The 13,899-nt window shown below is 59.8% G+C and carries 13 protein-coding genes and 2 pseudogenes; 12 read left to right on the plus strand and 3 right to left on the minus strand.

Annotated features, from left to right (window positions below; translation table 11 throughout):
• Window positions 1-209 precede the first annotated feature (209 nt).
• A complete protein-coding gene (locus AC01YT_RS06750; protein WP_476673895.1) occupies window positions 210-1,490 on the minus strand; it encodes an MFS transporter in 1,281 nt (426 codons plus the stop codon).
• Window positions 1,491-1,733: 243 nt separating this feature from the next.
• Between AC01YT_RS06750 and AC01YT_RS06755 the strand changes: the two genes are divergently transcribed.
• From AC01YT_RS06755 to AC01YT_RS06775, 5 genes are all read left to right on the plus strand, one after another.
• Window positions 1,734-2,717, plus strand: coding sequence for a thiamine pyrophosphate-dependent dehydrogenase E1 component subunit alpha (locus AC01YT_RS06755; protein WP_476673897.1), 984 nt, complete (start codon window positions 1,734-1,736; stop codon window positions 2,715-2,717).
• Window positions 2,710-3,693, plus strand: a complete 984-nt coding sequence (locus AC01YT_RS06760) for an alpha-ketoacid dehydrogenase subunit beta (protein ID WP_476673899.1) — start codon at window positions 2,710-2,712, stop codon at window positions 3,691-3,693. The genes AC01YT_RS06755 and AC01YT_RS06760 overlap by 8 nt, the downstream gene beginning before the upstream one ends.
• A 19-nt stretch (window positions 3,694-3,712) precedes the next feature.
• Entirely contained in the window at window positions 3,713-4,981 is a 1,269-nt protein-coding gene (locus AC01YT_RS06765) for a dihydrolipoamide acetyltransferase family protein (RefSeq protein ID WP_476673901.1), read from the plus strand.
• Window positions 4,982-5,073: 92 nt separating this feature from the next.
• A complete protein-coding gene (gene lpdA, locus AC01YT_RS06770) occupies window positions 5,074-6,471 on the plus strand; it encodes a dihydrolipoyl dehydrogenase (RefSeq protein ID WP_476673903.1) in 1,398 nt (465 codons plus the stop codon).
• 97 nt (window positions 6,472-6,568) lie between these two features.
• Entirely contained in the window at window positions 6,569-6,970 is a 402-nt protein-coding gene (locus AC01YT_RS06775; protein ID WP_476673905.1) for a DUF2087 domain-containing protein, read from the plus strand.
• Window positions 6,971-7,053: 83 nt separating this feature from the next.
• Here the strand turns inward: AC01YT_RS06775 and AC01YT_RS06780 are convergent, their stop codons facing one another.
• Window positions 7,054-7,539, minus strand: a complete 486-nt coding sequence (locus AC01YT_RS06780; protein WP_476673907.1) for a nucleotidyltransferase domain-containing protein — start codon at window positions 7,537-7,539, stop codon at window positions 7,054-7,056.
• 18 nt (window positions 7,540-7,557) lie between these two features.
• Window positions 7,558-8,055, minus strand: coding sequence for a pyridoxamine 5'-phosphate oxidase family protein (locus AC01YT_RS06785; RefSeq protein ID WP_476673909.1), 498 nt, complete (start codon window positions 8,053-8,055; stop codon window positions 7,558-7,560).
• A gap of 23 nt (window positions 8,056-8,078) precedes the next feature.
• Here AC01YT_RS06785 and AC01YT_RS06790 point away from each other — a divergent pair, with 23 nt between their 5' ends.
• The 7 genes and pseudogenes from AC01YT_RS06790 to rbsB (AC01YT_RS06820) form a co-directional block, all read left to right on the plus strand.
• The gene (locus AC01YT_RS06790; protein ID WP_476673911.1) at window positions 8,079-8,423 is read left to right on the plus strand and encodes an aldehyde ferredoxin oxidoreductase N-terminal domain-containing protein; all 345 of its coding nucleotides are present in this window, start codon (window positions 8,079-8,081) and stop codon (window positions 8,421-8,423) included.
• Window positions 8,424-8,685: 262 nt separating this feature from the next.
• Window positions 8,686-9,687: a LacI family DNA-binding transcriptional regulator gene (locus tag AC01YT_RS06795; RefSeq protein WP_476673913.1), complete on the plus strand. Its 1,002-nt coding sequence runs from the start codon at window positions 8,686-8,688 to the stop codon at window positions 9,685-9,687.
• Window positions 9,684-10,601, plus strand: a complete 918-nt coding sequence (gene rbsK / locus AC01YT_RS06800; RefSeq protein WP_476673915.1) for a ribokinase — start codon at window positions 9,684-9,686, stop codon at window positions 10,599-10,601. The genes AC01YT_RS06795 and rbsK overlap by 4 nt, the downstream gene beginning before the upstream one ends.
• Window positions 10,598-10,993 (plus strand): D-ribose pyranase, encoded by a 396-nt coding sequence (gene rbsD / locus AC01YT_RS06805; protein ID WP_476673917.1) that lies wholly within the window; start codon window positions 10,598-10,600, stop codon window positions 10,991-10,993. Before rbsK ends, rbsD begins: the two co-directional genes overlap by 4 nt.
• A gap of 21 nt (window positions 10,994-11,014) precedes the next feature.
• Window positions 11,015-11,980: an ABC transporter permease gene (locus tag AC01YT_RS06810; RefSeq protein ID WP_476674003.1), complete on the plus strand. Its 966-nt coding sequence runs from the start codon at window positions 11,015-11,017 to the stop codon at window positions 11,978-11,980.
• A gap of 114 nt (window positions 11,981-12,094) precedes the next feature.
• Window positions 12,095-13,018, plus strand: a pseudogene (gene rbsB, locus AC01YT_RS06815) (ribose ABC transporter substrate-binding protein RbsB); the annotation flags it as partial.
• Window positions 13,019-13,045: 27 nt separating this feature from the next.
• Window positions 13,046-13,885: pseudogene (rbsB, locus tag AC01YT_RS06820) on the plus strand (ribose ABC transporter substrate-binding protein RbsB); the annotation flags it as partial.
• Window positions 13,886-13,899 lie beyond the last annotated feature (14 nt).

The following is a 13,899-nucleotide window of genomic DNA, read 5'->3' on the forward strand; positions in this document are numbered from 1 at the left end:
ACGGCCCAGGCCAACCCAAAGGCAAAGAGGATGAAAATAAAGACCCGTCGACGATCAAAGGATGGATTCATAACGCCTCCACTGATAACAAAATTGATTATATTATCAATATTGAAAACATTCAAGAGCAAATCCAAAATGCAAGATAGTCCCTTTGACCCAAAGGGGTTGGCTCCCCTAGAACCGCATGACGTCTTATGGATCCTGCCCTAGGTCTGGTTGGGCGTGTTTTGGCGGGGCTGAACGCGCACCCCCACCAAGGGCAAGGCAGCCAAGATGGTCGCAGCGGCGGCGGCCTGGAAGATCAACGGTGTGGGGATGAAGCCCGGCTTGCCGTTCAGCACAGTTGGGATGCCATAGTGCGTTGCCAGCCATCCCCCCACCAGTGGCCCAGGGATCATGGTAAACGCCACGGTAAAGAGGATGACATAACCAGCGAATTGACCGCGCTTATCCTCCGGGAAGAGGTCTTTACTCCAGGCATTCGTGGCAATGCCCCAGGCCGTACCGGCACTAAGCCAGAGGATACCAGTCAATACCAGGGTAGCGTCTGATCGCGCCAGAGAAAACGCACTCAGGCCGATGATCTCGATCAGGACTGCCAGCGCTGCCATGCGCTTACGGCCCCAACGGTCCGTGAGCAACCCCAGCGGGTAAGCGCTGAGGATGCTACCGAACAAGATGGCGATAAAGATGAGCAATGTTGCGGTGCTGGGGGGTAAATCCAGATAGTGGTTGAGATAAATGAGCAGATAGGGGAAGAAAATCTGTTGCGCCACCCCCCATAACCCCATAGCCAACAAAAGCAGGAAAAAATCCTGGTGCTGACGCAGGCTCCGCCAGCAGAAGGTATCAGCAATTTGCCCCCAGTAACTGCCCACAGGCGTAGAGGGCAGAGGTGGCTCCTGGATCAGTAGCCCGCCGATGAGTCCGATCAGGATCACGCCACCGCCGATGAGGTAGAAAAGCGGGAAATATCCCCAACGTTCGATGATCATTCCCGCGCCGGCGTAGATGATCAGGTTTGCCACAGCCGAAGTGATATACAGCACGCTGACCAGGCGCCCGCGGTTGCTGGGCGTGGTCACGTCGGTCACATAGGCGTTGAGCGCGGCATCGTTGGCCGTGGAACCGAAGAAGGTCATCACACAGTCGAAAAGGATGGCCATACCCACCGCCAGACCGATCGGATGAAACAACGCCGCGGAAGGGAAAGCCGCGGTTGCCACACCCCACAGCAAATAACCCAGCAGGATAAAAGGACGCCGCCGGCCCCAACGGGTACGGGTACGGTCGCTAAGCGCACCCATCAAAATGCTGGTCAGAGTAGCGGTGATGGCACTGGCAGCCACCATCCAGGAAATCGGACGAGGATCAGGGGTGATCGTATCATAGACAAAGGTGTTGAAAAACTGGTTTTCCACTGCCCACGCCAGGGCGCCAATGAATCCGAGCAGGCTTACGCCGATCCAGGTGCGTTTTGATCGCATGAGGGTTTCCCTGAAGCCGAGGTATAGGGTTGGGGAAAAACTTGAGGATAATGCGTTGCTATGATTATATCTTAACCTTGCCCCAACCTCTTTATGACGGTTTTGCCCGTTACTTTGGATCGGCGATGGGGTTTTAGGCTAGGGGAACGCTCTCATTGCCCTGCACCCGGTTGTAAAGTACACTATTTGCAGGATGTTAATCCAATTGTTACAGGTTTTCCAGATCAAAGGAGGCCCTTTAACATGACCCTAATCGAATCACAGCAGATGGACATGTTCTGGTACATGCTGTTGGCACGCCGCCTGGACGAACGGGCGTGGGTACTGCATCGTCAGGGCAAAATTGCCTTTCACATCTCCGGGATTGGGCAGGAGGCCGCCCAGATTGGAGCAGCATTTGCCCTGCGTAAGGGCGAAGATTGGGTGGTGCCCTACTACCGTGACCTGGCATTGATGCTTTATCTGGGTTACACCCCGCGCGAGTTCATGCTCAGCTTGATGGGAAAACGCGACGAACCCAGTTCGGGCGGACGGCAAATGCCCAGCCACTGGAGTCTGCGCCGTGCCAATGTCGTCAGTCATTCTGCACCGGTCGCCACGCAGACCTCGCACGCGGTAGGAATCGCCCTGGCAATCAAAATGCGCCGCGAGGACAAGGTGGTGCTCACCACCATCGGCGAAGGCGCGACCTCGCAGGGCGAGTGGTATGAAGCCGTTAACTGGGCGGCCATCCATCGCTTACCGGTGATCTTTATGGTCGAAAACAATCGTTACGCTATCTCCGAACCGGTCGAGAAGCAAATGGCCGTGGAGGGAGCAGCGGCCAAAGCCTGCGGCCTGGGGTTGGAGGGGATCGCCGTGGATGGTACGGATGCGCTGGCTGTGTATGACGCCGTCGCCCAGGCCGTAGAAAAAGCGCGCGGCGGCGAAGGCCCCACGTTGATTGAAGCCCGCATGTACCGTCTGACACCTCACTCCTCGGACGACGACGACCGTTCCTATCGCTCACGCGAAGAGGTCGAAGCGCACAAGCGCCTTGACCCTCTGCTCCGTATGCGCCAGCACCTGGAAGCGCAAGGTTGGCTCAGCGCTGAACGCTTGCAAGCCATGGAAGCCGAGATCAAGGCACTGGTGGACACCGCCGTCAACGAAGCCACCCAGGCCCCTTACCCCGCTCCCGAAGAGGCTGCCGGTCCTGTGTTCTGCGCGGAGGTGCCTCATGCCTGAGATGACGCTGGTCGAAGCCATTCGACAGGCCATGGATGAAGAGATGGCCCGCGACGAGCGAGTGTTCATCGTGGGTGAGGACGTGGGCCAACGGGGCGGGGTCTTCCGCGCCACCCTGGGCTTATATGATAAATACGGCCCAGAACGCGTCATAGACTCCCCCCTGGCGGAGGCTTCGATTGTGGGGGTAGGTATCGGCGCGGCGCTCTATGGTATGCGCCCCATCTGCGAAATCCAGTTCGCCGATTTTATCTTCCCCGCCTTCAATCAAATCGTGAATGAGGCCGCCCGCATGTGCTACCGTTCGAATGGCGAGTGGTGCGTGCCGCTGGTCATCCGCGCACCCTACGGAGGTGGGATCGGGGGCGGTTTGTACCACTCCCAAAGCGTGGAAGCGTTCTTTGCTCACGTGCCGGGGCTAAAAGTGGTGATCCCCTCGAACCCTTACGATGCCAAGGGCTTGCTCAAAGCGGCTGTGCGTGACCCCAACCCCGTGCTCTTCCTGGAGCCCAAGAAAGGCTATCGCCTGCTGCGGGGCGAGGTACCCGCCGAAGACTACACGGTACCCATTGGCCCGGCGCGTATCACCCGTCCCGGCCGCGACATCAGCCTTTTCACCTATGGGATGATGCACTATTACGCCCTGCAAGCAGCGGAGATGGTCGCCGCTGAGGGCATCGAGGTCGAAGTGGTGGATTTACGCACCCTGGCCCCGGTGGATCGCACCACCATTCTGGAATCGGTGCAAAAGACCGGCAAAGTTCTCATCGTTCACGAAGACAACCTGACCGGGGGTTACGGCGCCGAGATTGCCGCCCTCATCGCTGAAGAAGCGTTTGAGGCACTAGATGCCCCGGTGCGCCGCCTGTGCGGGCCGGATGTGCCCGGCGTGCCCTTCAGCCTTCCCATGCAAGACTGGTTCATGCCCAACGCGCAAAAAATTGCCGCGGCATTGCGCGCTCTGGCCGCTTATTAGGTATTAGGGAGATACTCCAATGGCAACCCCTGTAATCATGCCTCAGTTAGGTGAATCGGTGGTAGAAGGTACGGTCTTACGCTGGCTCAAACAACCCGGTGAAGCCGTGGCCGAATTTGAACCCCTGCTGGAAGTGAGCACCGATAAAGTGGACTCAGAGATACCCAGCCCGGCCGGCGGAGTCGTGCTGCAAATTGTGGTGCCAGCCGGGCAGACCGTACGCGCCGGCACCGTGCTAGCCTGGATCGGCGCCGCCGGCGAAACCCTCAGCGGCGAGGAAGCGGCGACCGTCAGCCCCGCCCCCACTGAAACGCCGGCCACCCCCGGTGCGCCACCCCCAACGCCGGGGCGCGATCGCGACCTCGGCTTCATCTCCCCCGTGGTTGCCCGCCTGGCACGCGAGCACAACCTCGATTTGCGCCAAATTCAAGGCACAGGCGAGGGGAGAAGGATCACCAAAAAAGACGTCCTGCGTTATCTCGAAACCCACCCAACCACCACGCCAGAAGCACCTGCGGTCTGGGAAACCCCCGGTGAGGGCGATCTCTTCCGTCCCACTGAAGAAACATCGGTGGCGCCCCCTGCGCTATCGCCGAAAGCAGCGGAAGGGCGATTCATCCCCCTAACCCCCATGCGCCAGAAGATCGCCGAGCGCCTTTCGTACAGCGCGCGCACCATCCCCCATGTGACCACCGTGATGGAAGCCGACCTCAAGCGCGTTGTGACGCACTACATCGCCCATAAACCGCTCTTTGCCCGCGATGGCGTTAACCTGACCTATACCGCCTACTTTGCCCTCGCCACCGTCGCCGCGTTGCGGGCTTACCCCTTGCTCAACGCCTCATGGACGGATGAAGGCATCCGCGTCTATGAGACGATCAACTTAGGCATCGCCGTCTCACTGGGCGAAGAAGGGCTGGTCGTGCCCGTCATTCGCCAGGCGGATGGGCTTTCACTGCTGGGCATGGCGCGGGCGATCAATGATCTGGCAACGCGGGCACGAGGACGCCGCCTGACACCGGAGGATCTTCAAGGTGGCACCTTCACAATCACCAATCACGGCGTGGGTGGCTCGCTCTTTGCAACTCCCATTATTCTGCCCCCACAGTGCGCCATCCTGGGTGTGGGCAAGATCACCCCTCGCCCGGTGGTGGTCGAGGACGCCATTGCCATTCGCCCTATGGTCTATCTCTCCCTCACGTTTGATCACCGCATTCTGGATGGTGCTGTGGCGGATGCCTTTTTAGGCAAGATTGTGCAAACCTTACAGACCTGGCCCGAGGCCTGAGCGGCTTCCAGGTATAATATCCAGGGTAATGTCCTGCTTCCCTGCCCCCCTACCGCGCAGGGAGGCTCATCAAGGCACAAGAGGGAGTTGCTATGAGCGATTATGACGTTCTGGTTCTTGGCGCCGGCCCAGGCGGTTATGTGTGTGCGATTCGCGCCGCCCAACTGGGGCTGAAGACGGCGATTGTGGATAAACAATGGCTCGGTGGGGTCTGCCTGAATGTGGGCTGCATCCCTTCCAAAGCCCTCCTCAAAAACGCGGAGGTCGCCCACACCCTGCGCGAACGCGGTAAAGAGTTTGGCTTCTCATTTGAAAATCTGCAACTGGATTACAGCGTTGCGGTCAAGCGCTCGCGCCAGGTGTCCGACCGCCTCACCCGCGGTGTGGCTTTCCTGATGAAGAAGAACAACATTACGGTTTACATGGGAACCGCCCAACTCACTGCCCGCGACACCGTACGGATAACCGATAAAGACGGTAAAACCACCGACCTGAAGGCGAAGAATATCGTCATCGCCACCGGCGCCAGCGTGGCCGTGCCTGCCGGTTGGCCCGTAGATGGCGAGAAAGTGGTGACCTATCTCGAAGCCATCCTGCAAGAGAAGCGCCCGGCGTCGGCGATCATCATTGGCGCCGGTGCCATCGGGGTGGAATTCGCCACCATCTGGAGCGCCTACGGTAGTCAGGTCACGATCGTGGAAATGCTCCCACGCCTGTTGCCGCTGGAAGACGAAGAAATCAGCGCCGAACTCAAGAAAGTCTTTGAGAAGCGCGGTATTCGCTGCCTGACCGGCCATAAAGTCGAAGCGGTTGAGGCTACGCCGAACGGCGCGCGGGTAACCGTCTCCGCCGAAGGACAAACCCAGGTGCTGGAAGCCGAGCAGGCGCTGGTCGCCATTGGCTTTCGCCCCAACGCCAAGGGCTTAGGGTTGGAGGAACTCGGCGTGCACCTGGATCAGCGTGGCTTCATCGCGATTGATGAACGCATGGCGACCAACGTCCCCGGCATTTGGGCGATTGGGGATGTTACCGGCAAACTGATGCTGGCCCATGTGGCATCTGCCCAGGGTATTGTTTGCGCCGAGAACATCGCCGGGGTGGAGACAACCACTCTGGATTACCGTATGATGCCTCGCGCCACCTACTGCCAGCCGCAGGTCGCCTCATTTGGTCTCACCGAAGCCCAGGCGCGGGCTGAGGGCTACGAGGTCAAGGTGGGGCGCTTTCCCTTCCAGGCCAATGGTAAGGCGCTGGGATTGGGCGAATCGGGCGGCTTCGTCAAGATCATTACCGATGCCAAATACGGCGAGATCCTAGGCGCCCACATGATCGGCCCGGAGGTCACCGAACTACTACCCGAACTGACCCTCGCGCAACGCATGGAACTGACTCCCGCTGAAATCGCGCGCAACGTCCATGCGCACCCCACCCTGAGCGAGGTGATCATGGAAGCTGCCCACGCCGCCGAGGGGCACGCCATTCATATTTAGCGCCGCGGGGTCGGTCTGAAATCCGAGACCTATCTGATGGGTGGGGCGCCGATGGTCCAGTGGTGTGACACCCTTTTTAAGCCAAAGGAAAATAACCATGGAAACCCTCTCGACCCCCCAATTTAAGCAACGGTTTACCGCCCTGGTATTGAGCGCGCGGGATTGGCCGCGCAAACCCCAGGATCATCATGTGCTCTTGATCAGTGCGGTCGTGGGGTTAGCCCCCGATCGCACCTACTCGGAGGGTGAAATCAACCAGCATCTACAGCGCTGGTGCCTGCGCTTTGGCCAAAACCTGCCCATTGATCACGTCACCCTGCGCCGCTACTTGATTGATGCCGGCTACCTGCAACGGGATAGCGCGGGCCAGGCGTATCGGCGGGCACAAGGGCCGCTCAGCCAGCCTTTTGATCCCGAGATTGAGACTCTGGACCTGGACGATCTCATTGAGCAGGCGGCGCGAGAACGCGAAGAACGCCGGCGTAAATACAGCGCTTAAACATCCCCGCCTCGTCACTGAGCCGGAACTAGTCAAAGAAATGAATGGGAAAAGGCTGCCCTGTAACGGTGAGAATAGGCCTCTTACGGCGGGTCAAGGGGACGCCCTTGTGCTTCCAACCAGGCCCGAATCTGTGCCGCCTTGGCCCACCGTCCCAATTTGAGATAGGCCTGATACTCATATGCCAGATCCAAGACCGGGATGCGTATTCCTTCATAGTCCACCCAATGGCGGTAACGGGCAATATCCACCGGCGGCTCCCAAGCGCCGTCAACCCACTTCTGAATATCGCCCATAATTTCAACCTGGATCCCGTGAATGTTCAACCGACCAAAGTGAGAGCGCATGCGTTCCGAAACCCACTCATGCACCGGCTGGGTGATGAACTCCACCAGGCGGTCAGCAATGGCATACGCGCCGATGCGGTCGGTTTGCAGGTCAATATCATGCACCGCCACCGGCATCCCTTGTAGAGCCATACCCAGACTCCCGGTAAGCACCCAGGGCTGAGGGAGATGGCGCAGGCGGGAATGAATCAGGCGAAGGACCTCGAAGAAACGCGTGTCCATTATATTCCCCGATTTGGGTTATCCTGAGGGAAAGATGAAACGCGTTGGATCCTGAGTGAAATCATTCCAAGCCAGCACTTTACGCGGAACAACCCGGTACAGTCCACCTTCATCCCACTGCGTGGGCGCTGGCGTATAACCGAGTGTGGCATACTTGTTGCCATAGGCTACCGCCAGCGCCTTGGCCAATGCGGGCTCAGGGCGTGGCACGCTCATGCCCTCACCCTCCACAATTACCACTTGAGCCCCGCTCTCTAGATGCACGATGACCTGCGGGTTATCGTGCAGGTTACGCGCATGACGGGTCCGCGGACTGCCATCAAAGTAGAAACAGTCCCCCACCCACACCCCCCACAGTGGCACAGCATGTGGCCGTCCTTGGGAAGAGACGGTCACCAGCCAGTAGTGAAGCGCAGCTTGCAGTCGTGCTTCCACGTCTGCCCAGGCCAACCAGCGGGTGGGATTGTGTAAATAACCTTCGGGAAAACGGGGGCGGGAAACGTGGGGATTGGACACCCTAACCTCCGAGAACGCCAGAAATGAAATCACCCTTACAATTCGATGATAAAGTTTATCACTTTCTGACGCAATTCAAAATTCAGCCGCATCGGACGTTGAGAAATTACATTTTTGTTTATCTACAGCCATTTAAGAAGATTGAATTCTTCTCTCAAGGGGGTGTGCGTGTGGAACAAGAAATGTTTTGGGTAGATTTGTCAAAGGGAGAAGTTCACAGCCGGCCCGGTCCATCGGAATGGGTGCGTGATTTCACCAGGGGTGAGGGCGCGGCCATGCGGTTATTGTGGGCTCTTATTGTGCCCGAGGCCGACGGCACCGACCCGCGCCAACCGCTAATCTTCGCCACCGAGCCATCGTCAGGGTGAGGATGGGCAGGATTATCGTGATAGACGACAAGAAACCCAGATAGACCAATACACGGTGGCGTGAAAAAGCATGGTTGCTAAGACACTGCCGTGCGCCTGAAGATCGACTCAGATCATCAGGATCGAGGACAGGCCAATCTCTACAGCCAGAAGCAAGAATAGCGGTGAAAATTGCCTATTGACTTTTAGCTTTAAGATCGCTATACTGGTAATGCAATCGTTTGCGCAAACCTTTGCGCAATCCTTTGCGGAGCCCTGTCCCATGCCCACGATTCGTGAAGTTGCCGCGCGTGCCGGCGTCTCCCCCACCACTGTCTCTCATGTCATCAACAACACCCGCTTCGTCTCACCCGAAGCGCGCGAGCGCGTGCTGCAAGCCATGGAGGAATTGGGCTACCGCCCCAACGTCCTGGCGCGCTCTCTGCGCCGCGGTGAAACGCGCACGCTTGGCCTGATCCTACCCGATAGCGCCAACCCTTTCTTTGCCGAGGTCGCCCGCGCCATTGAGGATGCCGCCTTCCGTGAGGGTTACAACGTTATCCTCGGCAACAGTGAAAACGAACTGGAAAAAGAGCGCCTCTATGTGGAGGTGCTGACGACCAAACAGGTGGACGGATTGATCTTCGTTGCCGCGGGTGACCGCAGTCAGTCATTAGAAGAGCTGGTGCGACAAGAGGTCCCAGTCGTGGTGGTAGACCGCCAACTCAGCCATCTGGACGTGGATACCGTGCTTGCCGACAACCTCCAAGGCGGCCTGCTTGCTACGCGTCATCTTATCCGCCTGGGGCATCGGCGCATCGGTTGCATCACCGGGCCTTCCCACCTCACCCCCAGCGCCCAGCGCGTGATCGGTTACCGACAGGCGCTCGATGAAGCCGGGTTAGAGGTGGAGGAAGATTTGATCGTGCGGGGTGATTTCTCACCTCGCTCAGGTTACCTGGCAACACGGCGCCTCTTCACACTTCCCCATCCTCCTACCGCCATCTTTGCCTGCAACGACATGATGGCCATCGGCGCCTTGCGCGCCCTGGCCGAACTGGAGCTGGCCGTGCCGGATGTGGTCGCCATCATCGGCTTTGATGATATTGAACTGGCATCTTACACCTCCCCCCCCTTGACCACCGTTCGCCAGGACAAAGTGGCCTTGGGACAGGCTGCGGTGCACCTGTTGCTGGAACGCATCGCCAACCGCAATCTACCGGCGCGGCGCGTGGTCATCCCCACCACCCTGATCGAGCGTGAAACCACACGGAGGGTCTTATGAGTGGAACGGTTGTCATCGTAGGTAGTTTAAACATGGACCTGGTGGTGCGGGCGCCGCGCCACCCCCAGCCCGGTGAAACCATCATCGGCAGTGATTTTCAAACCTTCCCCGGCGGCAAGGGTGCCAATCAAGCCGTGGCCGTGGCGCGCTTGGGGGGCAAGGTGCGTATGATCGGGCGTGTCGGGCAAGATGCCTTCGGAGAGGCTTTGCTAGCCACCGTCGCCCAAGACGGCGTAGATACTACCTACATCCGCCGCGATCCGGATGCCCCCACCGGTGTCGCCCTGATTACCCTGGACGCGGCAGGACAGAACACCATTGTTGTCGCCTCGGGGGCCAACTGGCGCGTCTCGGCACAGGATGTTTACGGCGCCGAAGCGGCCTTTAAGGGCGCCGAGGTATTGCTGATGCAACTGGAATGCCCCCTGGAGGCCGTGGAAGCCGCCACCGACTTGGCGCATCGCTATGGGTTACAGGTCGTGCTCAATCCCGCTCCGGCCCGCCCCCTGCCGCCCCATTTGCTGGCGCGGGTGGATTACCTGCTCCCCAACCAACCCGAGTTATCCCTGCTGGCGGGAGGTGAAAGCGACCGCGAAGCCGCCATCCGGGCGGTGCAGACCATGGGCGCGCGCAACCTGGTGGTCACCCTGGGTGAGGAAGGTGCACTGTTGGCCATAAGAGACCAACGTGAACATCTACCGGCGTATAAAGTGACCGTCGTGGATACCGTGGCTGCTGGTGATGCCTTTGCCGGTGCGTTTGCCCTGGCGCTGAGCGAGGGTAAATCCGTGCGCGAGGCGGCCATCTGGGGCAATGCCGCCGGCGCCATTGCCGTTACCCGCCCCGGCGCCCAGCCCTCTATGCCGCGCCGGGATGAATTGCTTCAATTCCTGAAAGAGAGAGGTCAGCCATGAAGAAGACCCCCTTGCTCAACACCGCCCTTTCCGAACTCATTGCCAGCCTGGGGCACGGCGATATGGTTGTCATCGCCGATGCCGGGTTGCCCATCCCTGCCGAGACCTACCGGATTGACCTGGCGCTGACCCGTGGTGTGCCCGGTTTCATTGAGACGGTGCGCACGGTACTCAGCGAGATGCAGGTCGAACGGGCCATCATCGCTAACGAGACCGTGCGCGTCAGTCCTCAGGTGATGCAGAATTTGCAAGCTCTGCTGCCCGGCGTGCCTTTTGAACAGGTCAGTCATGAGGAATTGAAAGATTTGTGCCACCGCGCCCGCGCCGTGGTGCGCACGGGTGAGTTCACCCCTTACGCCAACATCATCTTGGTGGCTGGGGTGGTATTTTAACCCCGTTGAATGGAGTGGATGATGACGGTAACTCAACCGGCTGCGCTTCACTTTGATCGCCGCGCCTTCATTCAGCGCTTCGGACTGCTCTTCTCATTCATGCTGTTGATGCTGGCGCTGACGCTGCTTTCGGATCGTTTTCTCACGGCCTCAAACCTTATCAACATCCTGCGCCAGGCCACCATCAATGGCATCGTCAGCGTGGGCATGACTCTGGTCATTCTCACCGGAGGGATTGACCTCTCGGTGGGTTCGGTGCTGGCTCTGGCTGTGACCATCGGCGCCTCGCTCATGAAACAAGGGCAGCCGGTTGGGCTGGCGGTGCTGGCGGCGTTGGGCATCGGCACACTGTTGGGCGTCATTAACGGGTTGATGATTACCAAGGCGCGCATCCCGCCCTTTATTGCCACGTTGGGCATGCTCACCGTGGCGCGTGGATTGACCCTGATGTACACCCAGGGGCAACCAATCACCGGGCTACCGGCGACCTTCCGCTGGATCGGCACCGGTGTGGTGAGCGGCCTCCCCGTGCCCATCGTGTTGACAGCGCTGGTCTTCTTGCTGGGGTGGATCTTCCTCACCCGCACCCGCTATGGCGCCTATATCTACCTGCTGGGGGATAATCCGACCGCTGCGCGCCTGGCCGGCATACCTACCGAGCGCATCACCGTGTTGGTTTATGCGATCTCGGGGTTCTGTGCTGCACTGGCCGGGCTAGTACTGGTAGCGCGCCTGGACTCCGCACAACCTATCATCGGCCAAGGATATGAGTTCAACGCTATTGCCGCCGTGGTTGTCGGTGGCACCAGTTTTGCCGGCGGTGAAGGCGGTTTGGGCGGAACTCTGTTGGGGGCGTTGTTGATCGAAACCCTCAACAACGGCCTCAACCTGCTCAATGTGTCCCCGCTGTGGGAGCAGGTCGTCAAGGGGGTGGTGATTGCCCTGGCACTTTTGCTGTACAAAGCATTCAGCCCGCCCTCACGCTAAGCGGGCCTGGAAAGGAGGTTGGAAGCGAAAAAAATTGTGATCCAAAGATTGGTTCAGTTAACATTTAGTCGTCTAATCAACTTATCTAAACCTCGGTAAGAAAGGAGGAGAAAGATGAAACGTGTAACCTGGTTATTCCATCTGTTGGTCCTAGCGGCCATGGTTCTGGCGGCCTGCGCGCCGGCCCAACCCGCCGCGACCCCAACCGCCGCCCCTAGCGGTGAGATCACGCTGGGGTTGGTGCTCTCGACCCTCAACAACCCCTTCTTCGTCACCCTGCGCGATGGTGCGCAGAAAGCTGCCGATGCCGCAGGCGTCAAACTGATCGTCGTGGATGCCCAGGACGATTCGGCTAAGATGACCGCCGGCATCGAAGACCTCATCAACAAGAAGGTCTCTGCCCTCCTCATCAACCCCACCGACTCCGATGCCGTCGTCCCCGCCATCCAGAAGGCTAACGCTGCCGGCATCCCCGTCTTCACCGTTGACCGCGGCGCCAACGGCGGCCAGGTCGTCAGCCACATCGCCTCCGACAACGTCGCCGGCGGGCGCATGGCCGCAGAGTTCCTCTGCAAGGCCATCGGTGGCAAGGGCAACGTGGTCGAACTCCAGGGGATCGCCGGCACCTCCGCCGCCCGTGATCGCGGCAAGGGCTTCAACGAGTACATGAGCCAGAACTGCAAGGACGCCAAGATCGTCGCCCAACAGACCGCCGACTTCAACCGCGATAAGGGCCTCAAGGTCTTCGAGAACATCCTCCAGGCCCAGCCCGACATCGCCGGCGTCTTCGCCCACAACGATGAGATGGTGCTCGGCGCCATCCAGGCCGCTGAGGCCGCCGGCCGCACCGGCATCGTCTTCGTCGGCTTCGATGCCATTGACGACGCTGTCCAGGCTGTGAAGGACGGCAAACTGGCCGCCACCGTCGCCCAGCAACCCGCCCTCATGGGCCAACTCGCCGTCGAAACCGCCGTCAAGTACCTCAAGGGCGAGAAGGTCGAGTCGTACGTCCCCGTCCCGCTCAACCTGGTGACGGCCGAATCGCTGGGTGTGACCCCGCCCAAGCCTGCCGGTGAGATCACGCTGGGGTTGGTGCTCTCGACCCTCAACAACCCCTTCTTCGTCACCCTGCGCGATGGTGCGCAGAAAGCTGCCGATGCCGCAGGCGTCAAACTGATCGTCGTGGATGCCCAGGACGATTCGGCTAAGATGACCGCCGGCATCGAAGACCTCATCAACAAGAAGGTCTCTGCCCTCCTCATCAACCCCACCGACTCCGATGCCGTCGTCCCCGCCATCCAGAAGGCTAACGCTGCCGGCATCCCCGTCTTCACCGTTGACCGCGGCGCCAACGGCGGCCAGGTCGTCAGCCACATCGCCTCCGACAACGTCGCCGGCGGGCGCATGGCCGCAGAGTTCCTCTGCAAGGCCATCGGTGGCAAGGGCAACGTGGTCGAACTCCAGGGGATCGCCGGCACCTCCGCCGCCCGTGATCGCGGCAAGGGCTTCAACGAGTACATGAGCCAGAACTGCAAGGACGCCAAGATCGTCGCCCAACAGACCGCCGACTTCAACCGCGATAAGGGCCTCAAGGTCTTCGAGAACATCCTCCAGGCCCAGCCCGACATCGCCGGCGTCTTCGCCCACAACGATGAGATGGTGCTCGGCGCCATCCAGGCCGCTGAGGCCGCCGGCCGCACCGGCATCGTCTTCGTCGGCTTCGATGCCATTGACGACGCTGTCCAGGCTGTGAAGGACGGCAAACTGGCCGCCACCGTCGCCCAGCAACCCGCCCTCATGGGCCAACTCGCCGTCGAAACCGCCGTCAAGTACCTCAAGGGCGAGAAGGTCGAGTCGTACATCCCGGTACCGCTCTCGCTGGTCACCAAGGACACCGTTAAGTAACCCGGGGCATTGCG

The sequence above is a fragment of the Thermanaerothrix sp. genome (assembly GCF_056331585.1).